This is a genomic window from Buchnera aphidicola (Nurudea shiraii) (assembly GCA_039829955.1).
Lineage (GTDB): Bacteria > Pseudomonadota > Gammaproteobacteria > Enterobacterales > Enterobacteriaceae > Buchnera_B > Buchnera_B aphidicola_AY.
The window spans coordinates 49731-75364 of the sequence record CP140035.1; the positions used below are offsets into that span (position 1 = coordinate 49731).

Below are 25634 nucleotides of genomic sequence, written 5' to 3' on the forward strand. Positions count from 1 at the left end.
TTTAAAATATATGAAATATAACATTTTAAAAAATAAATTAATATTTGTATTATAGAATTATTAGTTTATATATAAGATGTTTAAATATCTGAGTACTTATAAGAAGTATAGAATAATTATTTTTTATAAAAAGTCGTATGATTAAAACATACGTTATAATGCGCGATTTATCAGGATCATCATGAAAAACAAAAAAGATTATAAAAAAGTTGTTGTAGCCTATTCAGGTGGGTTAGATACATCGGCTATTATTCCTTGGATTAAAGAGAAATATAATTCAGATGTAATTGCATATGTTGCAGATGTTGGGCAATCTAAAAATGATTTATATGATATTGAAAAAAAAGCACTTCAATCTGGGGCATCTCAGTGTATGGTTATTGATTTAAAAGAAGATTTTGTAAGAAATTATATTTATCCTGTATTGAAAACTGGAGCATTGTATGAAGGAAATTATTTATTGGGAACTGCATTAGCTCGACCTATTATAGCTAAAAAACAAGTAGAAGTTGCACTAAAATTAGGTGCTGACGGTGTATGTCACGGTGCAACTGGGAAAGGAAATGATCAAGTACGATTTGAAACTACATATGCTGCATTAGCACCTCAATTAAAAGTTATTGCTCCTTGGAGAGAATGGGATTTACATTCACGTGAAGAATTACTCGTGTATTTAAAAGGAAAAAATATAAAAACAACTGCTACTATTGAAAAAATTTATAGTAGAGACGAAAATATATGGCATATTTCAACAGAAGGTGGAGTTCTTGAAGATCCATGGAATATGTGTAAGGAAGATTGTTGGGTTTGGACTGTAGATCCTAAAAATGCACCTGATAAACCTGAAATTATTTCTTTAACAATACAAAACGGTTGTGTAGTAGCTGTGAACGGGGATTATCTTACTCCGTTTAAGTGTTTAAAAAAGCTAAATACAATAGGATCTCGGCATGGTATTGGACGTGTTGACATTGTAGAAAATCGATTAGTAGGTATGAAATCTCGAGGTTGTTATGAAACTCCGGGCGGAACAATCATGTTTAATGCTTTACGTTTTATTGAACAATTAGTATTAGATCGAGATAGTTTTAAATGGAGGCAAATTCTTGGACTAGAAATGTCATATGTAATTTACAATGGGAATTGGTTTAGTCCTATTCGAAAATCTATTCAAGCATCAGCTGATATATTATCTTTAGAATTAAATGGAGAAGTAATATTAGAGTTATATAAAGGAACGATTACTCCTCTTCGAAAATATTCATCTAATTCTCTATATTCCAAAGATTTTGTTACGTTTGGTTTAGATGATGTATACTGTCAATCTGATGCAAATGGTTTTATAAAAATTTTTTCTTTACCTTCTAGAATACGAGCAATGAGAAAAAGTTCTCATTAATTTAACTATACTCATTGTAATGAAGATTATGTTTTAAGAAAAATGATAATTTTTCATAGTTAACGGAGTAAATATAAGATGTTATGGGGAGGAAGATTTTTACGTGATTCTGATGCTTTTTTTAAACAATTTAATTCTTCTTTAAATGTTGATTATCAATTAGTAGAACAGGATATTTTTTCTTCTATAGCATGGTCTAAAGCGTTATTGAGTGTTGATGTATTAACAGTAGAAGAACAAAAAAGAATTGAAATTGCTTTAAACTCTTTGTGGGATTTAGTTAAAAACAGTCCTACTTGTATGTTAAAAAGTGATTCAGAAGATATACATAGTTGGGTAGAAAAAGAATTAATTAAAATTGTAGGAGAAATTGGAAAGAAATTACATACAGGTCGTAGTAGGAACGATCAAGTAACTACTGATTTAAAGTTATGGTGTAAGTATAAGGTTAAAATTTTATTAAATCAAATTAAGAAATTCAAATTAGCATTAATTAAAAGTGCTGAAAAAAATCAAAGTATTATTATGCCTGGATATACGCATTTACAAAGAGCTCAACCTATTACTTTTTCTTTTTGGTGTTTAGCTTATATAGAAATGTTGGATCGAGATGAAGATCGTTTAGAAGACGTATTAAAAAGATTGAATGTTAGTCCATTAGGTTGTGGAGCTCTTTCTGGGACTACATGGAATATTGACCGAGACAAATTAGCTAAGGAAATGGGTTTTACCTCAGCTACTAAAAATAGTTTGGATAGTGTTTCAGATCGCGATTATATTATAGAATTAGCTTCAGTTGCATCTATAGGAATGATTCATTTATCAAGGTTTTCTGAAGATTTAATTTTTTTTAATTCTTCTGAATCTAAATTTGTAACGTTTTCGGATGCGATTACTTCAGGTTCGTCTCTTATGCCTCAAAAAAAAAATCCAGATTCTTTAGAAATTATTAGATCTAAATCGGGAAGAGTAATTGGATTTTTGATTAGTATTTTAGTAATTTTAAAAGGTTTACCGTTATCTTATAATAAAGATATGCAAGAAGATAAAGAAGGATTATTTGACGCTTTAAAGACTTGGAGTAGATGTTTATTAATGTCTATTTTAGTTTTAGATAATTTAGAAGTTAATTATTCTACTTGTTTAAAAGCAGCAAACAAAGATTATTCTAATTCTACTGAATTGGCTGATTATTTAGTAAAAAAAGGTGTAACGTTTCGTGATGCACATTACATAACAGGGAAAATAGTATTAGAAGCTATTCAAAATAAACTTCCGTTAGAAAAGTTACATTTAAAAGTGTTAAAAAAACATTGTAATCTTATTGAATCTGATGTATATAAGCATTTGGAATTACGGGAAATTCTTAACAAAAGAAATTCCAAAGGAGGAGTGTCTTTTAAGCAAGTTCAAAGATCTATTAAAGAGATAAAGAAAAAGTTAAACATAAAGTTGTAATCATCTTTTTAAAATCTTAATTATAAAATGTTATAATGTCTTAGTTGGAAAGTTAATATTTTATAAAAAAATTAAACAGTTTTTTAAAAACGTATTTAATATTATAAAATGTTTATGATATGTCGTAATTTGATAAATAATAAAATTTATGTTTTAAGAGTTTTATAATTAGTTTTGACATTATTACTTTAAATTTTATTATATATGTTATAACTTGAGTTAACATTAAAATGTTTTAATAAAAATTTATTTTTAAATATATGTAAATGTAATATTTAACTGATTTTTGTTAATTTTAAAAGAATTAAAACATTTATAAATTAAAATAGTGTACTATTTTTACAAAGTAAATTTTTAAAATAATAAAATAATGAGAAAATGTTATATTTATTAAAATGTTATGTACATTTATATGTATTCTATATGTATATTATTACTACAAGTTAATATATCGTATATATAATACAAGAATTAAATTATTTTAATAACTGCATAATATATTTGTATTATTTGGAGAAAATTTTGTTTGAAGAAGTTGAATTAATATGGAATCAAATTTTGTCTGAAGTTCAAATTCTTTGTGAGCGAGAAATTTTATTATTAGGGTTTTATCATTCTTATATATTAAATCACAAAAATTTTGGTACAGCATTAAGCTATATGTTGTCTAACAAATTAGGAAATAAAGTTATTTCTGCTATTTTTTTAAGAGATATAATACAACGAATATATGATGCTAATTTTGATATCATTTTTTCAGCGATAAAAGATATACAAGCAATACATGAAACAGATTTATCAGACACTTGTTATGCTATTTCATTTTTGTATTCAAAAGAGTTTCATGCATTACAAGCATATCGTATAAGTAATTTTTTTTGGAATTCCGGTAGAAAAGAATTAGCTATATATTTTCAAAACTGTATTTCATTTGTATTTTCTATAGATATTCATCCTAAATCATTAATTGAAAATGGAATTGTATTAAGTCATACTTCTGGAATTGTTATTGGAAGAAAAGCAGAAATGGAGAATCGTTTTTCTAATCCAAAATTAACAAATTTTAAAAGAACTAAAATAATAAAAGACATTCTTTGTCCAAAAATTTATTCGGGAGTAACAATAGGGTCTGGAGTAATAATATTAGGTAATGTTGAAATAGGACCAAATGTAAGTATTAGTCCAGGAACAGTAGTGTTAACATCTATATATGTTTAATAATATAGTATAGTTTTATATATTTTTAAAAGTTAAATTTATTTAATATTGTAATAGTAATTTAAAATAAGTTCAATTAGATATAAAGTAGTTATAATAGTTTTATTTTATATAATTTTTGAAATACAAAAATTTAAATAACGTTTAAAATATTAATACAAAAATGTTATTTTGAACAAATTAAAGCTTCCTTTTCAATAGGAAGCTTTAATTTGACTTAATTTTATAAAAATGTTGTTTATTTAGTCATCTAAAAAACTACGAAGGATTTCCGATCTACTAGGATGTCGTAGTTTTCGTAAAGCTTTAGCCTCTATTTGACGTATTCTTTCACGAGTAACATCAAATTGCTTTCCGACTTCTTCTAAAGTATGATCTGTGTTCATATCTATTCCAAATCTCATTCGGAGTACTTTAGCTTCTCGAGCTGTTAATCCTGCTAAAACATTATGCGTAGCAGATCGTAAATTTTCTGAAGTAGCAGAATCTAAAGGCAATTCTAATGTAGTATCTTCTATAAAATCTCCTAAATGAGAATCATCGTCTTCTCCAACAGGAGTTTCCATTGATATTGGTTCTTTTGCTATTTTTAATATTTTTCGTATTTTTTCTTCTGGAATTGACATATGTTCTGATAACTCTTCAGGTGTTGGTTCTCGACCTATTTTTTGTAATATTTGTCTAGAAATACGATTTAATTTGTTAATTGTTTCAATCATATGTACTGGTATTCTAATAGTTCTTGCTTGATCGGCAATAGAACGCGTGATTGCTTGCCTTATCCACCAAGTAGCATATGTTGAAAATTTGTATCCTCTTCGATATTCAAATTTATCGACAGCTTTCATTAATCCTATGTTACCTTCTTGAATCAAATCTAAAAATTGAAGTCCTCTGTTTGTATATTTTTTTGCAATTGAAATAACTAATCTTAAATTAGCTTCTACCATTTCTTTTTTTGCTTTTTTTGCTTTTTGTTCCCCTATAGATATTTTTTTATTAATGTCTTTAATTTGTTTTATAGTAAGTCCTGTGGTTTTCTCAATTTTAATTAGTTCTTCTATAATAGAGTTTAGTTTTTCTTTAATTGTATTAAGCTTTTCAAACCATGGATATGTTTTATATTTAGATAATTTTTTCCATATTTTTTTAATTTTTATTGTAAGAAATTCTTCGAAAATTTTTTTAGGAATAGAACAGTTTTTTAAACACAATATTTTTATAATTTTTTCTTTCGTTTGAATTCGTTGCATCATGCGTTGCATGTTTTTAACTAAAAAATCGAATTGTTTGGGAGCTAGTCTGAATTGTTTAAAAATTTCTGATAAATTTTGAATTTCAATTATTGAATCATGATGATGTCTTTTTTTATTTTTTAGTACATTTTTAGTTTTTTTGTATTGATTTTTTAATTCATGAAACTTCTCCCGAGCTAATTCTGGATCGATTTGATTATTATTTTCGTTAGTATCATCTAAGCTATCATCATCATTATTGTGAATATTTTCTTCTTCTGAAAAATTAGTTCCAATGTGATGTGAAATAGGCGAAAAAAATTCTTCTAAATTAGGATCAACAAATCCATTAATTAGGTCAGTTAGTTTAAGTTCTCCTAGTTCTACTCTCTGGTATTGTTTTAATAGATAAACAATTGATTTTGGGTATTCTGCTACAGAACATTGAACTTGATTAATTCCTTCTTCTATTCGTTTAGCTATATCGATTTCTCCTTCTCTAGTTAATAAATCTACCGTTCCCATTTCTCGCATATACATTCTTACGGGATCAGTAGTTCGTCCTAACTCAGAGTTTACATTAGATAATACTTGTGCAGCTGCTTCTACTGCATCTTCATCCGTATCTGTATGTCTTATTTCTTGTAGTATAAGATCATCAGAATCTGGTGCTTCTTCTACTACTTGAATACCCATATCATTGATCATTTGAATGATATCTTCTATTTGATCTGAATTAATTATATCATTTGGCAAGTGGTCGTGCACTTCAGTATAAGTTAGATATCCTTGTTCTTTTCCATGAGTAACTAGTAGTTTAAGTTGTAATTGTGGATTTTGCTCCATAAGATGATATCCATATTTTATTAAGATAGAGAATATATTAATTATATCGAAAACAGATTTTTATATAAATATTTTCAAATTTTTTATAAATATTTCATATAGTATTTAATTTAAAAGTGGTTATTTTAGATTTTTGATTTTAATAAATCGCATTTTGTTAATTTCTTGTTAATTAACCATAATTCATATTTTTCGTGTTTTTCAAGTCCTGTTTTTCTTTCTTTGATAATTAGTTCATTTTTTTTATTTTCTAATGTTCTATTATAAAGGTTCTTTAATGAATCTAAGAAAACTCGATGTATTTGATTTTTTGAGATCATATGATTCCAGACAGATAATTGACTCAATTTTTTAAAGATTTTTGTATTCCTATACATTTCTAGAATTTGACCAGTGTTAGAATTAGGAAACATAATACATTTTTTTACTAAATCTAAAAATATAATAGATCCTATTGAATTAAAACTTTTTAAAAACTTTGTTGATGGAATAGTATGTGCTAATTTCGGATTTTGTAGTAGAAGTACGACTAAAATACGTATAGTTATTTGTTGCGTTTTTTTTTGATTTTTATTTTCCTTAAAAAGTATCTGATGCGATTTTACAGTATGTAATTTTTTTAAAATGTTTAAATCTGGAATACCTATTCTATTTCCTAACTTGTGAAGTAAATGTATTCGTGTAATTTTTCCTGGAATTTGATTTATTAGAGGAATTGTTTTAGAACCTAAGTAAAAACGTTCATTTATTGAGCTTAGATCTATATTTTCAAATAGTTTTTTTAGCAAAAATTCTGATAATGTTGTAGCATTTTTTATGCGTTTTGCAAAATTTTCTTTTCCTTCTTTTCTTATAATTGTATCAGGATCTTCACCATGAGGTAAAAATATAAATTTAATATATTTTCCATCTTGAATATAAGGAAAAGTCATTTTTAAAGTTCTCCAAGCAGCTTTTTCTCCTGCAAGATCTCCATCATAGCAATATATAATAGTATCTGTAGTTCTAAATAGTAGTTGTATTTGATGATTTGTGATAGATGTTCCTAACACAGCAATTGAATAATTAATATTAAATTGATAGAGTGTTATGACATCTAAATATCCTTCGACTACTAATATTTTTTTTGGTTTTGGATTGTGTTGTAAAATTTCGAACAAGCCATATATATTTCGACTTTTTTGAAATATTTCTGTTTCAGGAGAATTAATATATTTAGGAGTACTTTTATTGATTGATCTTCCTCCAAACCCAATGACTTTTCCGTTTTTATTTCTAATTGGAAAAATTATTCTTTCTTGTAATCGATCATATTTATATCCGTTTTTATTAATTAATAACATGCCTACATTAATTAGTTCTTGCAACTTAAAATTATTAGAGGTTATTATTTTTTTTATGCTATTTAACTTTTTAGTAGAAAATCCTATTTTAAAAAACTGAATCATAGATATACTAATTCCACGACTTTTTAAATATTTATATGCATATTGTTCTTTAAATATGTTTTTATGATAGATATTAGATAAAGTTTCTGTTACGACATATAAATTATTACGTTTTTCGTGACTAAAAAAATTGGAAAGATATTTTTTTTTATATGGAATGCTTAGTCCGTTAATATTTGCTAGTTCTTCAATACTTTCTATAAACGTTAGTTTATCGTAATGTATAAGGAAGTCGATTGCGTTTCCGTGTACATTACATCCAAAACAATAATAAAATTGTTTCTCACTGTTTACAGTAAAAGACGGTGTTTTTTCTTGATGAAAAGGGCAATGTGTATTGTAATTTTTTCCAATTTTTTTGAGAGGTATTCTAGTTTTTATTACATCAATAATATTAGTTTGATGTAATAATTCGTTAATAAAGTATTTTGGAATTATTCCTTTCATGCCATTTTAAGAGTATTATATTATGACCGAACTTAAATACAGTACGGTCGGTTAGTTAATTTATATTATGACAATTAAAATTAATACATTCGAATTCTTTTTAGATTTTCTCTAGAAAGTTTTTTAGTTAAACGTTTAATTGCAGATGCTTTTGCTCGTTTCCGTTTAGTAGTAGGTTTTTCATAAAATTCTCTTCTTCTAATTTCTGATAAAATTCCAGCTTTTTCGCAAGATCTTTTAAATCTTCTTAAAGCTACATCAAAAGGCTCATTTTCGCGTATTTTAATTATTGGCATAATTATATAAGTTCCTTTATTAAATTTTAAATTTTTAAATATATACAAAATAAAATTTGTTAAGAAGATATTAACATTATATTTAAAATTATATGTAAAGTATTATAATTATATGTTTTATAAAATAATTTAAATTAGTTTTAATTTATATTTATATTTTTTGAAAAATAAAATAGTAAAATATAATTAAATATAAAGTATATTAAGTTTTAAATATGAATATATTAAGGTAAAAATATATATGCGAGTATTAGGAATTGAAACATCTTGCGACGATACTGGAATTGCAATATATGATAGTGTTAAAGGAATTATTGCAAATAAGCTATATAATCAGTCTTATTTTCATAATTTTTACGGTGGTGTAGTTCCTGAATTAGCTTCCCAAAAACATCTTGAGGTTTTAGCTACATTAATCAAAGATATGTTAAAAGAATTTAATGTTAATAAGTATTCTATAGATGGAATTGCTTATACAGCTGGACCAGGATTAGTAGGTTCTTTGTTAGTGGGAGCATCTTTATCTACTGCATTAGCTTTTTCTTTAAGTATACCTACTATTTTAGTGAATCATATGGAAGGTCATTTATTAACTCCTATGTTGGAATTTAAAAAACTTAAATTTCCATTTGTTGGATTGTTAGTATCTGGAGGACATACGCAATTAGTAAATGCATTCGGTATTGGAAAATATGAGTTATTAGGTACATCATTGGATGATGCTGTAGGTGAAGCGTTTGATAAAGTAGCTAAATTATTGGGATTAAGTTATCCAGGAGGTCCTAGTTTATCTAAATTAGCAAAATTAGGAAAATCTGGTCGTTTTCATTTTCCAAGACCTATGATAAATCAAAAAAATTTAGATTTTAGTTTTTCTGGTTTAAAAACTTTTGTTTCTAACGTTATTAAATTGCACAAGAATAATTTTCAAACTAGAGCAGATATTGCTAAAGAATTCGAAAATGCAGCTACAGATATTTTAGTATCAAAGAGCAAAAAAGCTTTGAAACAGTTAAATTATTCTACTTTAGTAGTATCTGGAGGGGTAAGTTTAAATTCAAATTTAAGAAAGAAAATTAATATTATGATTAGTGATTTTCAAGGAAAAGTATTTTATCCCAGATTAGATCTATGTACTGATAATGGAGCAATGATAGCATATGTAGGTATGCTTAGGTTAAAAAAGTTTAGTAATTTTGATTTAAAAATTTCTGTACATCCTAAGTGGTCTATTACTGATGTAGATCCAGTGTAGTACATTAGGTGAATGTGTAAATGTTTTGTATGTGCTATATAAAATATAATAATTAATATTTAATTAATGAAAAATAGATTAGATACAATTTAACAATTTAGTTTTTATTATTTGTAGTTTTTGATGTATTTTTTTAAATCTTGAATAGTTAAAATTGGGATTTTATGTACTTTAGAAAATATAATAATTTCAGATAATTTTGACATAGATCCGTCTTTATTGACTAGTTCACATAATATTCCAGCAGGTTTAAATCCTGCTAAAGTAACTAGTTCTATTGTTGCTTCTGTATGTCCAGATCTTCCAAAAATACCATTTTTATGTGCTTGTAATGGGAATACATGACCAGGTCTATTGAGATCTTTTGGTTTTGCATTGTCTTTTATAGCTGTTCGAATAGTAGTGATTCTATCTTTTGCAGATACTCCGGTTGATATTCCTTGAGAAGCTTCTATAGTTACAGTAAAATTAGTTTTAAATTTACTAGTGTTATTTTTTACCATAAATGGTAATTTTAATTGTTTTCGTTTAGATTCAGTAATACACAAACATACTATTCCACTTCCGTATCGAATTGTTAGTGCCATTTGTTTTATAGTCATTACTTCTGCTGGAAAAATTAAATCACCTTCGTTTTCGCGATTTATATCGTCTAAAACTATTGCTCCATTTCCTAATTTAAGAGATTTAATTGCGATTTGAACGCGTTTTTGTGGAGTAATAGAAAAAAAAGAATTATACATTTTATTTCAGCCTCATTAATGGTAATAATGTTATTTTAAATTAGAATGATTGCATGAGAAGTATAATTGAAAATTGTTTTATTGTATATTTTAATACATTATGATTTTTGTTTAAAAACAAAATATTTGTATATTTTTAAAATATTGTTAATAATTTTTGATTAATATATTAAAAGGTTATTTATGAAAATATATTTAGTTGGAGGTGCTGTTCGAAATAAATTATTACATATCCCTATTAAAGATAGAGATTGGGTGGTTACTGGAGCTACTCCAAAAATGTTATTAGATTTGAATTTTAAACAAGTAGGAAAAGATTTTCCTGTCTTTTTGCATCCTAATAGTAAAGAAGAATATTCATTGGCAAGAATTGATAAAAAGACTGGAGTAGGGTACACAGGGTTTACATCATACTTTTCTAAGAAAACTACTTTAAAAGAAGATTTAATACGAAGAGATTTAACGATTAACTCTATAGCTCAAGATAAAAATGGAATTTATATTGATTTTTTTGGTGGATTAAAAGATCTTAGAAATAAAATTTTGCGTCACATTTCTTTTTCTTTTTGTGAAGATCCTTTAAGAGTATTTAGAGTAGCACGATTTTCTGCAGAATTCAATCATTTTGGTTTTCAAATTGCAAAAGAAACTATGCAACTTATGACTAATATGGTCAAAAATAAAGAATTATTGTACTTAACTAAAAGTCGAATTTGGAGAGAAACAGAAAAAGCATTAAAGACATCTAATCCTCATGTATATTTTCAAATTTTATATTATTGCGGCGCTTTATCTTTAGTTTTTCCGGAAATTAATATGGTGTGTCAGTTTGAATTTCAAAAAATTTTTAGATATTTTAAAAATTTTTATTTTAAGTTTAATTTTTTTTTCGAAATTGCAAGGATATCTAATTTAATTTTTGATGTAGATATTAAGTTTTCTTATTTATGTAATATAATTTGTCGATTTCAAGAACAAAATGTTTGCGATTTTTTATTTGAAATATATGATAAATTTTCAAATCAATTTGTGAAAAAAATATGTAAACGTTTATATATTCCTTCTTATATAAAAGATTTGTCTGTTATTTTTTCTAGTTGCTTCAAATTTTTACGCATTATTCATTTCCAATCATCAAAAGATATTATTATTTTTTTTAATAAAACAGATGTGTGGAGAAAGCCTATTAGAATTAAAAAGTTATCTATTTTAATTAATTTATATATATGTAATTTTGAGAATAAAAAACTTCAAAATTCATGTCAAGGGAAGTTTCTTAAGAATGCTTTTAATATTGCTAATAAAATTTCTATTAAACCAATTTTACATCTAGGATTTATAGGAATAGAAATACGAAACGAGTTGGATCGTTTAAGAATTATTGCAATTGATGAGTGGAGACGTAATTTAAATAATTTAGAAATTTAGAAAGGTAATAATACAGGATAGTGAAATTCGATAAATAATAAATGGTATAAAAGAACAAACGCTAATTTTTTTCAAGCATTTTTTTATAAAAATTGCAGATGTAATAAAAGAGGATAACCAACCTATTAAAAAAAAAGTAATATTATGTAATGTTATAATTTGAAGATTATTATATAAATCTAAAATTATAGCTCCAAAAGAAATTGGAACGGATATAATAAAAGAAAAATAAGTTGCTTGAAGTTGACTTAATCCTATTAAAATACCTATAGAGATAGTAGAACAAGATCTAGAAACTCCTGGCCATAAAGCTAGACATTGAAAGCATCCTATAACACATGATTGTAGTAAACTTATATTTTTATTTTTATTTTTTGTATTTTTCTTAAATATTTCTGACAGAATTAGTAATGTAGAACCAAAGATAAGTGGAAAAAATATATTTTTAAGATTGAAAAGTTGTTGTATATGTTTATGAAGAAACAATTCTATTAATACTATTGGAATAGTACTAATTACAACATGAAGGTATGATAAATTACTTCGAGAATTATAGTTGTCGTTTTTTTTGAAAAATGAATAAAATAATTCAATAAAAGTATTTTTAAAATATAGAAGAATAGATAGAGATGTTCCAAATTGTATAAATGAATTTAACATTTTTACTTCGTGCACTTCTATTTTAAAAAATTTAGAAAAAATGATTATGTGACTAGTTGATGAAATAGGAAAAAATTCTAGTATTCCTCCTATAATTCCTAAAAAAATAGTAATAAATATATGATAAATAGTAGTTGTATACATGTTTATGTTGTTTGGTTATAAAAGTTTTATGAAATTTTAAAAATTAAATTAAAATAGGTAAAACGGATAAATCATACCGTCTTACCTATAAATCTTATTTTTCTATAGAAAAAATTACGTTTTTTCCGGCAATAATTTGACCTGATTTTTTGTGTATTTTTTTAAATAATTCTATATTAGATATAATTACAGGTGTTATTATAGATTTAGCTGTTTTTTTTAAGAAAGGTAGATCTAGGTTAATAATAGGATCTCCTATTTTTACAGTTTGATTTTCTTCAGCAAGTTTTTTGAATCCAGATCCTTGTAATTTTATTGTATCTATTCCAAAATGTACAAAAAGTTCTATATTATGTTCATGTGATTTTATTGAAAAAGCGTGCAATGTTTTAAATATTTTTGCAATAGTTCCATTGATAGGAGATAGCATAATGTTGCTAGTAGGTAAAATAGCAATTCCATCTCCTACTATTTTTTTTGAAAATACAACGTCTGGTACTGTTTCAAGATTAACAATATTTCCTGACAACGGAGCGAAAATATTTATTTTTTTTTTATTGAAAAGATTAGAAAATAAATGCATATTGCTTCCTGTTAATAATTTTTTATTAACTTTGTATAATAAATTCATTAATAATTTTTGTTATTTCTTTAGATGTTGATTGAGATAAAACACGTTTTGCTAGGTATGTAGTATCTTCGAAATTGGTTTTTCGAATTATATTTTTAATTTTTGGAATTGTAGATGCACTCATACTAAATTTGTCTAAACCCATTCCGAGTAACATAGCTGTAGCTTTTTCATCACCAGCTAATTCTCCGCACATACTTGTCCATTTTCCAGCGTTGTGTGAAGCATTAATAACTCTCTGAATTAAGTTTAATACTGCAGGATTCATAGGATTATATAAATTTGAAATTAAATCGTTTCCTCTGTCGACAGCTAAAGTATATTGTGTCAAATCATTACTTCCAATGCTGAAAAAATCAACTTCTTTTGCCAAATGTTGTGATATTATTGCAGAGGCCGGAGTTTCTATCATTATGCCTATTTCTATTTTAGAATCGAATGGTATTCTTTTATTTTTTAATTTGAATTGTAATTTTTTAAGTTCTTCTTTTAAATTTTGTATTTCTTCTACGGAGATAATCATGGGAAACATAATTTTTAATTTTCCAAAAGCAGATGCTCTTAACACTGCTGTGAGTTGAGCATGTAAAATTTCTTTTTTATCCATTGCTATGCGTATAGCTCTCCAACCTAAAAATGGGTTATCTTCTTTTGGAACATTCATATATGATAAATTTTTATCGCCTCCTATATCCATGGTTCGTATAATTACAGATTTGTTTTGCATTTTTTTTGCTACAATTTGATACGCATTAAATTGTTCTTCTTCACTAGGAAAAGAATTTCTATTCATAAACAAGAATTCTGTTCGATATAATCCAATGCATTCGGCTCCATGTTTTTTAACATTTACAATATCATCGATTGTTCCTATATTAGCTCCAATTTCTACACGATGACCATCTACTGTAATTGCATGTAAATATTTTAATTTTTTTAGCTTATTTTTTTTATATTCGTATTCTTTTTTTGCTTTTTTAATTTCTTGAACTTTAGAAAAGTGTGGATTAATAAATATAATATTATTAACTCCATCTAATATTAAAAAATCGTTGTTTTTTACTTTTTGTGTTATATTTTCAGTTCCGACGATAGCTGGTATTTCTAAAGATCTAGCTATAATAGAGGTATGTGAAGTTTTTCCTCCTAAGTCTGTAACAAATCCTAGTATTTTATTTGGATTTATTTGGGCGGTTTCTGAAGGTGTTAAATCTTTGGCAATTAAAATGACAGGATTTTGAATATAACTGAGATCGATGACACTTAAGTTAAGAATATTTTTAATCAATCTGTTACCAATGTCTCTTATGTCTATTGCTCTATTTTTTAGGTATTCATCGTCTAATTTTTCTAATATTTTAATTTGTTTTTCTATTACAATTTGAGTGGCATATTCTGCTGATAAATTTTTATTTTTAATTAAAGATAGTACATTTTTTTTTAATTCTTCATCATCAATTAGCATAATATGTGCTTCAAAAATATCTTGTTTATTGTTTTTAAAAGTTTTTCCAATTTGATTTTTTATGATTTGAAGTTGATTTATAGTTTTGCTTTTTCCTTTTGAAAATTTTTCAATTTCTTGACATATTTTGTCACATTTAATTTTATTTTTGTTAATAAAAATTTTTTCTTCTTGTAGTAGTAGTACATTACCAAATGCAATTCCTGGTGATGCTAAAATTCCTGAAATCATAATATTACCCTTAATATAACAATATTTTATATTTATAATAGTTATTTATTGGTCTCAGGTAATATTATATTAATCATTATATGTTATCCGGAAGTATTATTGTACTTCCGGTAAAGTTATACTGTGAATAATATTTAATATTTTAAGACATAAATATTTTATTTAAGCGTTTTTATAAATTTTTCTAAGTTTTCTACTGCTAATTTTTCGTCTATACCGTTTGCTGAAATTGTAATGAGACTATTTTTTACTAAACCTAATGTTTGTAATTTAAATAAACTTTTTGCATTTACAGATTTTCCATTCGAGGTAATAAAAATTTCTGAAATAAATTTTTGTGCTTCTTTTACTAAAAGTGCAGCTGGACGTATATGTAATCCATGAGGATTATTAATTGTAACTTCTTTTTGAAACATTTTTCTCCTTGATTTCATGTTATCTTTATTAAATAAAATTAGTATATAACATTGTAAGTATTTTATTGATTTAGTTACACATAAATGCGTTGTTTGTAGATGTAGTTAAGTTAATAATAATTTTTTTATTTTCATTTGTCATTAAGTATTAATTAATATTAATTAAAAGTTATTTATTATATGAACGTTTATTTGAAATTATATAATATAATTCATTAGATTATATCATTCATAACAAGAATGTTTTTTAAAAAGATTTCAATTTTAATTATGTTTATATAAAAATAATATTTTAAAATTAATAGCATAATTATTATAAATTTTAAAGTTTCATAATATGATTTATGAACATAGCTTGTTATTTATTTTTGTTTTGAATTTTAGATTAGATATAGTTTTGAACTTTGTGATTTGAAACAGTTGAGAAAATTATCTATTTTATTGTTTGAAATTTTATATTTATTATTTTAAGCGGATATAATGCATCGTGTTGAACAATAATTATATATAATTTTCTACAATAAGTGAGTTATTTAAAATGTTTATTTTTATAAATAACTTTGTTTTTAATATATTTAAAATATTAAAATGTAAATGTCATGTTAAATAAAAGGATATTTTCTCGAGAGTTTTTGCTTTAAATTTTATTAAGTTTTTCATAGTAATATAAAACATAAATTTTAAATTTGAATATTTTGAGTATTTCAAAATTTAAATTCATCAATAGTTTTTATATTTTAGATATTTTAATGGGTTTGTATGATATTTATTAAAAGTTATATATTAAAATTACGAGAAAAAATTCGTTATTATAATTATTTGTATTATTCTTTTAGTTCGCAAAAAATTTCTGATTGCAGATACGATTATTTAATGAAAAAACTTCGTTATTTGGAAAATAAATATAAACATTTTTTATTTATGAAAGATTCTCCAACTTTTCAAGTAGGTTCTTTGTGTGCTTCTGATTTAAAAACATATAAACATATTACCCCTATGTTATCTTTAAACCATGTATTTTCTATTCGAGATTATTTAAATTTTTATAAAAAAACAAAAAAAGTTTTGAAAAAACAAATAATATGTTTCTGTTGTGAATTAAAGTTAGATGGATTAGCTTTAAATTTAGTTTATGAAAAAGGAAAATTAGTCATAGCTATGACAAGAGGAAATGGAATTTTAGGTGAAAATGTTACAGATAATGTTAAAAAAATTTTTTCTATTCCTAAAAAATTAGTTGGAAAAGATGTACCTGAAAAAATAGAAGTACGAGGAGAAGTTTTTATGTTAAAAAACGATTTCATAAGATTAAATAATATAGCAGTTCGTAGTCAAATGAAAAAGTTTTCTAATACTAGAAATGCTTCTTCTGGATTATTGCGTCAAAAAAATTTAAAAAATATTTTTATGAATAATTTAATGTTTTGTTGCTATGGATATGGATATTGTTCTGGTAATGACGATATTTTAAATCATTATGATAAATTACAAAAATTACATAGTTGGGGTCTTCCGATTAGTGGATATAACTGCGTATTTAATTCCAATTATGATATTTTAAATTTTTATAATAAAATTGAAAGTATACGAAGTTTTTTAAACTTTAATATTGATGGAATAGTTATTAAGGTGAATTCTATTCCTTTGCAAAATAAGTTGGGTTATACAAGAAGAGCTCCAGTTTGGGCAATTGCATTGAAATTTTTTGATCAAGAAAAAACATCTAAAATATTAAAAATAGAATATAAAATTGGAAGAACAGGAGTGATTACTCCTATAGCAGTAGTAGATCCTATTTGTATATCTGGAGTAATAATAAGGAGGATTTCTTTATATAATTTTCATGAAATTAAAAAGTTAGGAATTCGATTAGGAGATATTGTCAAGATTAAACGTTCCGGGGATGTTATTCCTAAAATTATAAGTGTTGTACGTAATTGTTCTAATGATGTTCAAGATATTGTTTTTCCTCATTTATGTCCGTCTTGTCGATCTAAATTGAAAATATATGATAAACGTATTAAAATTCGTTGTATAAATAATTTAAAATGCAAAGAACAACTTAAGAAAACTTTATATTATTTTTGTTCTAAATCTGGATTAAATATTTTGGGATTAGGTTTTAAAACTGTTAGTAAGTTAGTAAACAAAAATTACGTTAAAAATTTCTCGGATTTTTTTAATCTTCATGAAAATGCTTTAATTACATTAGATGAAGTTGGAAAAAAAAATGCATCTAATATTATTGATGCTATTCATAATTCTAAAAACATTACTTTTTCTAAGTTCTTATGTGCTCTTGGAATTGATGAAATAGGAACGGTAAAGTCAGATATTCTTTCTAAACATTTTTTGTCTTTAAGCAATTTGATGAATGCAACGTTTAGTGAAATTTGTTCGTTAAAAGGAATCGGTTTTATAGCATCAAGGAATATATTTAATTTTATAAATGATGAAAGTAATAAGAACGTTATTTTGAATTTATCAAAAAGTTTAAATATATCTTCAAGTTACGATAATGTTAGTTATGTCAGAAAAAGTTCCAATCCATTTTTTAAGAAAAAAATTGTTTTTAGTGGAACGTTAAATAAGTTTTCTCGTTCCCAAGCTGTGGATATAATAAAAGAGTTAGGTGGAAACGTTATGTCCAATGTTTCGATAAAAACCGATTATATTGTTATTGGTAAAAACCCTGGATCTAAATTCTTCAAATCTAATATTTTAAATATAAAAGTAATATTAGAACAAAATTTTCTAGAGATAATCAAAAATTATTTGTAAAATTTAAAATGGGTCGTGCAGGATTTGAACCTGCGACCAATTGATTAAAAGTCAACTGCTCTACCAACTGAGCTAACGACCCTTATATAAAGTGTTTTTGTAGGTGATGACGGAATCGAACCGCCGACAACCTCCGTGTAAAGGAGGCGCTCTACCAACTGAGCTAATCACCTATATGTCATTATATATATTATTGTAAGGAATAGAAGTACAGAGTCAATCTTTTTTTATAAAATTTGCTGTTTATTTTGTATTTTTACTTTAATTGAAATGTTTTAATATCTGTAAAGGTAAAATATGTTAGTTATAACAAGATTTGCTCCAAGTCCTACTGGTTGTTTACATATCGGAAGTGTTCGAACTGCATTATATTCTTGGTTGTTTGCTAGAAGTAACAACGGAAAATTCATTTTACGCATTGAAGATACAGATGTTAAACGTTCTACAAAAAAATCAATTTTAGAGATAATTGAGAATTTAAAATGGTTAGGATTAGATTGGGATGAAGGTCCTTATTATCAAAGTACGAAAATTGAATATTACAAAGGTATTATTAATTCTATGATTACATCAGGATTAGCATACAGATGTTATTGTACTAATGATAGATTAAAAATTTTAAGAAAACGTCAATTTCTGAATGGTGAAAAACCTAAATACGATAAAAAATGTAGAAATATTATATATAAAGATTATCATAATGTGGAACATGTAGTCCGATTTTGTAATCCATTAAATGGAGAAGTATCATTTTATGATGGGATTAGGGGAAAAATATCGTTTCAGAATAGTGAATTAGATGATGTTATTATTCAAAGAACTAATGGCATTCCGACATATAATTTTTGTGCAGTAATAGATGATCGAGATATGAATATTACACATGTTATTAGAGGAGAGGATCATATTAATAATACTCCTCGTCAAATTAATATCTTTCGTGCGTTAAATGCTAAATTTCCTAAATATTCGCATGTTTCAATGATATTAGATGTACAAGGTAAAAAATTATCTAAAAGACGAGATATAGTTGGTATATCAGAATATAAATCTCAAGGTTATCTACCAGAAGCATTGTTAAACTATATTGTAAGATTAGGATGGGCGTATAAAAATCAAGAAGTTTTTAGTATTAATGATATGAAGAAATTATTTAGAATAAAAGGAGTTAATAAATCTCCCAGTCGTTTTGATTTAAACAAATTATTATGGTTAAATCGCATTTATATTAGAAATTCTCCTAAACATGTTGTTAAAAGATATCTTGAATATCAATTTAAAAAAGAAGGAATTGACTATTCAAATGGATTAGATTTAATTGAACTTATAAGTTTATTAGGATTCCGGTATAGTACTTTGAAGGATATGGTTTTTCATTCTCGTTATTTTTATGATGATAATATTGTTATAAATGAAGAATTTGCTAAAAAATATTTGACAAAATCTTCTATGACTATTTTAGAATATGTATATAGTAAAATTTCAAGTATTGAAACATGGAATTTAGAAAATTTGTCAATGATGATACATACTATATCACATGAATTAAGTATAAATTTTAAAGAATTATCTATGCCTCTTCGTGTAGCTATTACTGGTGATATTTTTTCACCTAGTATTCATATTGTTATATATGGTGTAGGAAAACAAAGATCTTTGTCAAGAATTCAAACTGCAATGTTGTATGTTCGAAAAAGAATATGTTAAAAATAGTATTGATGTTTAGTTGATATCGAGAAATTTTAAAAAAGTTTTTAAAATAGCAATAATGTTATGTATAACATATTTTATGTTCATATATTTTTTAAAAATAATATCTATGTGTGTATATATTGATAAAAGTAATGGGGTTATAGCTCAATAGGGAGAGCTTTTGCATGGCATGCAAACGGTTAGCGGTTCGAATCCGCTTAACTCCAAAATTAAAATTAGTGACAATATTTTAAAATCTATAAAATAAAAATGTTATTGTTTTGAGAATTTTTCGTATGATTTATAATTTAAGATTATTAACTATAAATTAAATAGTTGATATTATTAAAATTAATAAAACTTTTTATAAATTAATAATTTAAAATTATTTAAATATTGAATTTATGTGAAGTGTTAAATTTATAGGAATGTTTTATTAAGTTGAATACAAGAGTTCATAATTAGTAAGTTCATAAAAACAATGCCTTGTAAGTTCTAATATATTAAATGCTGAAATATAAACATTTAATATATTAGTATGTATTATTGTGATTAATTTTAATTAAAAACTAAATTTGCAAGTTCATCATTTCTTGACAACCTGATGTGATCTTATTTCGAATTTGCATAAGTGCTTCTAGAGATAAAAAATTTTTTTGAAGTGTAACTAAAACATCATTTAAAGTTGAATGTGGATTGTCATTTTTTTCTAGATCTTGAGATTCATTCTCTGTTTTTTTTTGATTTAGATGAAGTAAATTAAATGCATCTTTTACATAATCTGTGAAATTTTTGGATACTTTTTTGTTATCATCTTCAGAACGTTTTGTATGCATTAAAGAATCAAGAGCAGTTATTATTTTAATACTGTCTTCCATAGTTTCAATAAACATTTTTTTCTCTCAAAAAAGTAATATGAATATGATGAATATTAACATAAGTTTCGACAGGATAAAACGTTTTAAATATTTTTTTGACTTATTATAAAAAATAATGTTATTAATTATTATTTTTATATAATGAATATATTTTATTAGGTATGTAGTTAGAAATTGTTAATAGTTTTTAAAGGAATATAGTTCATGAATGTTGATTTGAAAAATAGTTCGAATTTACAGAATAAAAATAAAAAAAGTCATCTTTTATCTTATTTTACATCTAATCTTCGTATTGTTATTATAATTTTTTCAATATCTTTAATAATACTATTATATGTATTTTTTTTTAAATCTTCTAATTATCATGCTCTTTACAATAATTTATCTAAAGAGGACGAACGATTAATTATTTCTCAATTAAAAATAATGCATGTTCCTTTTAAATTTGACAATGATCATAGTATTCTTATGGTTCCAGAAGAAAAATTACAAGAAGTTAGAGTGAATTTATCTGAACAAGGACTTCCAAAAAGCAATAGTATTGGATTTGAACTATTAGATCAAGAAAAATTTGGAATTAGTCAATTTAATGAGCAAATAAACTATCAGAGAGCATTAGAAGGAGAGTTGGCTAGAAGTATACAAAAATTAAATAATATTAAAACAGCAAGAGTACATATAGCTTTTCCTAAACCTTCTTTGTTTGTACAGGATAAGAAGTTTCCTTCGGCTTCTATCATTATAGAGGTAAAACAAGATTCAGATATTGAAGTGGATCAAATAAATGCTATTTTGCATATGGTATCTTCAAGTATATCTGGATTGTCAATTGAAAATATTTCTATTATTGATCAAAAAGGGAAATTATTAAATAGTAGTGATTCGTTAAATAGTAATGTTGATAATACGAAGCTAAAATATTATGATTTAATTGAAGAACATTATAAACAGAGAATTGAAAACATTTTAATACCTTTATTAGGTTTAAATAATGTACATGCTCAAGTTACTGCACAAATTAATTTTGATAAGAAAGAAAGTACAGAAGAAAAATATAAACCAAATTATGCTAATGATAGCAAGTCTATTCGGTCTCATCAGAGTACTAAAAATATAGAATTAAATGAGAAATATACAGATAATTCTATTTCTCCTAATTCTTTTTCTGGAAAGTTAAAGATTCTATCGGAGAAATTGTCGTCTGATTCTTATAATTCAGATAATTTTTCTTCTAAATCTTCAACACTGAAGAATGAATCTAGTAAAAATGTTAATAATTCATTAACATTACCAAAATCAAGTACTAATCAAGACTATATTGTTAATTATGAATTAGATCGTACTATTACACGCACAAAATTACAAATGGGAGATATAAAAAGATTGTCAGTTGCTGTAGTAATAAATTATGTTCGTAATAAGAATGGAGATTGGGTATCTCTAAGTTCGAATCAGATAAAAAAAATAGAAAATTTAATTCAAGCAGCGATTGGATTTTCTTCAAAACGAGGAGACTTTATTTCTATAGATAGTGCGCTATTTGTGAAACCATCTATTTATGTTCATGAAGATGTTTCTTTTTGGAAACATTCTTTATTGTTAAATAATACATTGGAATACGGACTGATATTAGTTTTTTTAATAATGTTGTTATTATTATATAAAATATTTTTTTCCAAAAAGAATTTTCAAAAGAACAATTTACATAATGCTCATGATAAGAATGTATTCAATAATGATAAGAAAAAATTTGATATAGAACAAGATAGTTTTAAAAAAATATTAATGGAGAAAGGGTTCGGAGATATTTCTACAAGAGATACACATGCTATAGCTATGATTATTAAAAAGTGGATGAGTGGTGATAAAAAATGATGATTTTAAATGGTATTGAAAAAAGTGCTATTTTGTTGATTTCTATTGGAATAAATCAGGCAGTTAAAATATTAAATCAGTTATCTCATTCAGAAGTTCAATCCCTTATTAAATGTATGTTTAATTTGGGAAATGTTTCTTGTTTAGCTATTGATCAAGTGTTGTTTGAATTTAAAAAAAAATTTTCTTCTAATAATTCTACTACTTTAATAGATAAAAATTATGTCGCTTCTTTATCTAAAAAGGTATTAGGAGACAAAAATACAACAATGTTATTTAACAAGATCAAAGATAACAAAGATATTGTTTATGGGATTAAGCAATTAAATGCGATTGATTCTAAAGATATTTTTAAATTACTCAAAGATGAACATCCTCAGATCATTACCACAATATTAATATATTTAAATAGAAATAAATCATCAGAAGTTTTATCTTATCTAGAAAAGTCATTAAGTTTTAATATTATTTCTAGAATAGTTCAATTTTCTGGTTTAACTAGATCAGGAGAGCATGAATTGGTTAAAGTTATTAATTATTTGTTAAATAATTATCAAAAAGACATATATAATAAAAAAGGGACTGAAATAGTTGTAGAATTATTAAAATTAATGACATATGATCAAGAAAAACGTATTATTAGTGAAATCGAAAAGTATAATAAAAAATTATCAGATTTTATAAAGTCTAAAACTTTATCATTTGAAGACATTAAAAATTTTAATGATTCTTGTATTCAACATTTAGTTAAACATGCTACTCTTGATGAATTGTTAATAGCTATGAGTACATCAAGTGAATTATTAAGAGAAAAAATTTTTAAAAATGTTTCTAAGAAAGATGCTGATTATTTACGTAATAATCTTGCTAAAAAAAATTCTATATTACTTAATGATGTTAAAAAAATTCAAAATAATCTATTAGACATAATTAAAGGTTCTTTAAGATAAATATGTATAAGAGGTATTTATGTATCAAAAAATGTCAAAATCCACTTGGAAGAGATGGTATCCTAAAGAAGCTCAAAAAAAAGATAAAAAAATAATAGACGATATTTCAAATAAAGATGATAGGAAATATAATAAAAAAAAATTCAAGAAAAAAGAACTAATTTAATTACTGATGTAAACAAAAAAAATAATTTTGAAATTAATAATATTGATTATGAAAATGGTTTTCAAAAAGGAGAAAAAGAAGGATTTTTAGCAGGATTTAATAAAGCGCTATTAGAGTTTAACAAAAAAAATAGTTTGTTATTGGATCAAATAAATAATCTTGTTTTAAGTTTTGATAAAGCATTAACAAAATTAGATGGTGTTATTTCTTCTAATTTAGCATTTTTAGTGATGAGTATTTCTAAAAAAATTATAGAAAGTACGTCATGTTATGATGATAAAAGTCTACTAAAAAAAATAAAAAAGTTATTTAAAGATGAAAAAATTGTATTTAGCAAACCTAAATTATTTATTAATCCTTATGATAAAGAAATAGTTGAAGAATATTTTAAAACAATTTTTTTAAAGTATGGGTGGACAATTTTTTATGATAAAAAAGTATCTAAAGGAGGTTTTATAATATATTCGAAAAATACTATATTGGATTCAACTATGTCAGGGCGTTGGATCGAGTTGTGTAAATTGGTTTTTAAAAAGGAAGAATGATGAACTTACGATTAGAAAAATGGTTAGAAAAGACATTAATTTATGAAAAAAAAGCAACTCATCTTCCTAGTATAGTACAATATGGACGTTTAGTAGGATTCAATGGATCTATTTTAGAGGTCAGTGGTTTACAGTTATCTATTGGATCGATTTGTTATATAGAAGTAGATTTAGGAAGTCATGATATCGATGAAGTAGAAGCTGAAGTAGTCGGATTTAAAAATAACATATTGCTTTTAATGCCTTTAGAAAATATATCTAATGTTATTTCGGGATCTAGAGTAAGACCAAAATTAATAAATGGTGTGAATTATATTGTTAATACATTACCGATATATCAAGGATTATTAGGAAGAGTATTGGATAGTTTAGGAAGGCCATTAGATAATTTAGATATAATTAAAGAACATAAAAAAAGTTTATCGCATTCTATAGTAAATCCTTTACATAGGGCTCCTATTGTGGATGTTTTGGACACTGGAGTTCGTGCTATTAATGCATTATTAACTATTGGTAGAGGTCAAAGAATTGGATTGTTTTCTAGTTCTGGATTAGGAAAAAGTGTGCTTCTTGGTATGATGACGAAATACACTGAAGCTGACGTAGTTATATTAAGTTTAATAGGAGAACGTAGTCGAGAGGTAAAAGAATTTATTGAGAGTGTTCTTACTCGAGATGCGCTTAAAAAATCAGTTGTTGTTGCATCTTCTGCTGAATTTTCTCCTTTATTACAAGTCAAAGGAGCTAACTATGCTGTTCGTATTTCAGAATATTTTCGAGACAAGAATTATCATGTTTTATTAATAATGGATTCTTTAACACGTTATGCTATGGCTTACAGAGAAATAGCATTATCTGTGGGAGAATTACCTGCTTCTAAGGGTTATCCTCCTTCTGTTTTTTCTAGGATGTCTTCTCTAATAGAAAGATCAGGAAATGGAAAAAAGAAAGGAGGATCTATTACAGCTTTTTATACAGTTTTAACTGAAGAAGAAGAAAAATATGATCCTATTGCAGATTCAGCGCGATCTATTTTGGATGGGCACATTATATTATCTCGAGAATATGCCGAATCTGGTCATTATCCTGCTATAAATATTGAAGCTTCTATTAGTCGAGTTATGTCTAACGTTGTGGATTCTGTTCATGATTCTAAAGCTCGTTATTTAAAAAAGTTATTATCATGTTATCAGCGCAATCGTGATTTAATTAGTGTAGGTGCTTATGTTTCAGGTACTAATTCTGAATTAGATATAGCTATATCTCTATTACCTAAAATAGAAAAATTTTTACAACAAGGTATGCATGAAAAAAGTACTTTTTCTGAATCTAAAAAAGATTTGTATGCAATTTTTAGTTAAATAAAGGATCTTAGAATATGTTCAAAAATAAAAAATTTGTTGATTTGTTAGAAAATATTGATAAAA

The 25634-nt window shown here is 25.0% G+C and carries 21 protein-coding genes and 3 tRNA genes; 13 read left to right on the forward strand and 11 right to left on the reverse strand.

Annotated features, from left to right (window positions below; translation table 11 throughout):
- Positions 1 to 181: 181 nt before the first annotated feature.
- The 3 genes from U0T63_00230 (at position 182) to cysE (ending at position 4075) form a co-directional block, all read left to right on the forward strand.
- Positions 182 to 1399, forward strand: coding sequence for an argininosuccinate synthase (locus U0T63_00230; GenBank protein XBC39281.1), 1218 nt, complete (start codon positions 182 to 184; stop codon positions 1397 to 1399).
- A 78-nt stretch (positions 1400 to 1477) separates the two neighbouring features.
- Positions 1478 to 2857, forward strand: a complete 1380-nt coding sequence (gene argH, locus U0T63_00235; GenBank protein ID XBC39282.1) for an argininosuccinate lyase — start codon at positions 1478 to 1480, stop codon at positions 2855 to 2857.
- 522 nt (positions 2858 to 3379) lie between these two features.
- A complete protein-coding gene (cysE, locus tag U0T63_00240) occupies positions 3380 to 4075 on the forward strand; it encodes a serine O-acetyltransferase (protein ID XBC39283.1) in 696 nt (231 codons plus the stop codon).
- Between the two features lie 242 nt (positions 4076 to 4317).
- Here the strand turns inward: cysE and rpoD are convergent, their stop codons facing one another.
- The 3 genes from rpoD to rpsU form a co-directional block, all read right to left on the reverse strand.
- A complete protein-coding gene (rpoD, locus tag U0T63_00245) occupies positions 4318 to 6156 on the reverse strand; it encodes an RNA polymerase sigma factor RpoD (GenBank protein ID XBC39284.1) in 1839 nt (612 codons plus the stop codon).
- 125 nt (positions 6157 to 6281) lie between these two features.
- The gene (dnaG, locus tag U0T63_00250; GenBank protein XBC39285.1) at positions 6282 to 8051 is read right to left on the reverse strand and encodes a DNA primase; all 1770 of its coding nucleotides are present in this window, start codon (positions 8049 to 8051) and stop codon (positions 6282 to 6284) included.
- Between the two features lie 80 nt (positions 8052 to 8131).
- Positions 8132 to 8347 carry a 30S ribosomal protein S21 gene (gene rpsU / locus U0T63_00255; GenBank protein ID XBC39286.1) on the reverse strand — a complete coding sequence of 72 codons (216 nt, stop codon included), beginning with the start codon at positions 8345 to 8347 and terminating at the stop codon, positions 8132 to 8134.
- A gap of 241 nt (positions 8348 to 8588) precedes the next feature.
- On the opposite strand from rpsU, the gene tsaD reads away from it, so the two are divergent.
- A complete protein-coding gene (gene tsaD / locus U0T63_00260) occupies positions 8589 to 9602 on the forward strand; it encodes a tRNA (adenosine(37)-N6)-threonylcarbamoyltransferase complex transferase subunit TsaD (protein XBC39287.1) in 1014 nt (337 codons plus the stop codon).
- Positions 9603 to 9709: 107 nt separating this feature from the next.
- Here tsaD and ribB read toward each other — a convergent pair whose 3' ends face one another.
- Entirely contained in the window at positions 9710 to 10345 is a 636-nt protein-coding gene (ribB, locus tag U0T63_00265; GenBank protein XBC39288.1) for a 3,4-dihydroxy-2-butanone-4-phosphate synthase, read from the reverse strand.
- 183 nt (positions 10346 to 10528) lie between these two features.
- Here ribB and U0T63_00270 point away from each other — a divergent pair, with 183 nt between their 5' ends.
- Positions 10529 to 11773, forward strand: coding sequence for a tRNA CCA-pyrophosphorylase (locus U0T63_00270; GenBank protein XBC39289.1), 1245 nt, complete (start codon positions 10529 to 10531; stop codon positions 11771 to 11773).
- Here the strand turns inward: U0T63_00270 and U0T63_00275 are convergent.
- The 4 genes from U0T63_00275 to U0T63_00290 form a co-directional block, all read right to left on the reverse strand.
- Positions 11762 to 12577: an undecaprenyl-diphosphate phosphatase gene (locus U0T63_00275; GenBank protein XBC39290.1), complete on the reverse strand. Its 816-nt coding sequence runs from the start codon at positions 12575 to 12577 to the stop codon at positions 11762 to 11764. The genes U0T63_00270 and U0T63_00275 overlap by 12 nt on opposite strands.
- Positions 12578 to 12671: 94 nt before the next feature.
- Complete coding sequence (gene crr / locus U0T63_00280; GenBank protein ID XBC39291.1) at positions 12672 to 13160, reverse strand: PTS glucose transporter subunit IIA; 489 nt, start codon at positions 13158 to 13160, stop codon at positions 12672 to 12674.
- Positions 13161 to 13185: 25 nt separating this feature from the next.
- Positions 13186 to 14904 carry a phosphoenolpyruvate-protein phosphotransferase PtsI gene (gene ptsI / locus U0T63_00285; protein XBC39292.1) on the reverse strand — a complete coding sequence of 573 codons (1719 nt, stop codon included), beginning with the start codon at positions 14902 to 14904 and terminating at the stop codon, positions 13186 to 13188.
- Positions 14905 to 15062: 158 nt separating this feature from the next.
- On the reverse strand, positions 15063 to 15320 hold the full coding sequence (locus U0T63_00290; protein ID XBC39293.1) for an HPr family phosphocarrier protein: 258 nt from the start codon (positions 15318 to 15320) through the stop codon (positions 15063 to 15065).
- 759 nt (positions 15321 to 16079) lie between these two features.
- Here U0T63_00290 and ligA point away from each other — a divergent pair.
- Positions 16080 to 18101, forward strand: coding sequence for an NAD-dependent DNA ligase LigA (gene ligA / locus U0T63_00295; protein ID XBC39294.1), 2022 nt, complete (start codon positions 16080 to 16082; stop codon positions 18099 to 18101).
- Positions 18102 to 18110: 9 nt separating this feature from the next.
- Here the strand turns inward: ligA and U0T63_00300 are convergent.
- Both U0T63_00300 and U0T63_00305 read right to left on the reverse strand, forming a co-directional pair.
- Positions 18111 to 18183 (reverse strand) — tRNA-Lys (locus U0T63_00300).
- A gap of 18 nt (positions 18184 to 18201) precedes the next feature.
- Positions 18202 to 18274, reverse strand: a tRNA-Val gene (locus U0T63_00305).
- Between the two features lie 124 nt (positions 18275 to 18398).
- On the opposite strand from U0T63_00305, the gene gltX reads away from it, so the two are divergent.
- Positions 18399 to 19808, forward strand: coding sequence for a glutamate--tRNA ligase (gene gltX / locus U0T63_00310; protein XBC39295.1), 1410 nt, complete (start codon positions 18399 to 18401; stop codon positions 19806 to 19808).
- A 139-nt stretch (positions 19809 to 19947) separates the two neighbouring features.
- Positions 19948 to 20020, forward strand: a tRNA-Ala gene (locus U0T63_00315).
- A gap of 342 nt (positions 20021 to 20362) precedes the next feature.
- Here the strand turns inward: U0T63_00315 and U0T63_00320 are convergent.
- Positions 20363 to 20686: a flagellar hook-basal body complex protein FliE gene (locus U0T63_00320; protein XBC39296.1), complete on the reverse strand. Its 324-nt coding sequence runs from the start codon at positions 20684 to 20686 to the stop codon at positions 20363 to 20365.
- Between the two features lie 189 nt (positions 20687 to 20875).
- On the opposite strand from U0T63_00320, the gene fliF reads away from it, so the two are divergent.
- The 5 genes from fliF (at position 20876) to U0T63_00345 (ending at position 25568) form a co-directional block, all read left to right on the forward strand.
- Positions 20876 to 22546, forward strand: a complete 1671-nt coding sequence (gene fliF, locus U0T63_00325; GenBank protein ID XBC39297.1) for a flagellar basal-body MS-ring/collar protein FliF — start codon at positions 20876 to 20878, stop codon at positions 22544 to 22546.
- Complete coding sequence (locus tag U0T63_00330; GenBank protein XBC39298.1) at positions 22543 to 23496, forward strand: FliG C-terminal domain-containing protein; 954 nt, start codon at positions 22543 to 22545, stop codon at positions 23494 to 23496. Before fliF ends, U0T63_00330 begins: the two co-directional genes overlap by 4 nt.
- 19 nt (positions 23497 to 23515) lie before the next feature.
- Positions 23516 to 23662: a hypothetical protein gene (locus U0T63_00335; GenBank protein XBC39299.1), complete on the forward strand. Its 147-nt coding sequence runs from the start codon at positions 23516 to 23518 to the stop codon at positions 23660 to 23662.
- Positions 23663 to 23802: 140 nt separating this feature from the next.
- Positions 23803 to 24207 carry a FliH/SctL family protein gene (locus U0T63_00340; protein ID XBC39300.1) on the forward strand — a complete coding sequence of 135 codons (405 nt, stop codon included), beginning with the start codon at positions 23803 to 23805 and terminating at the stop codon, positions 24205 to 24207.
- The gene (locus U0T63_00345; protein XBC39301.1) at positions 24207 to 25568 is read left to right on the forward strand and encodes a FliI/YscN family ATPase; all 1362 of its coding nucleotides are present in this window, start codon (positions 24207 to 24209) and stop codon (positions 25566 to 25568) included. Before U0T63_00340 ends, U0T63_00345 begins: the two co-directional genes overlap by 1 nt.
- The last annotated feature ends 66 nt before the right edge of the window (positions 25569 to 25634 follow it).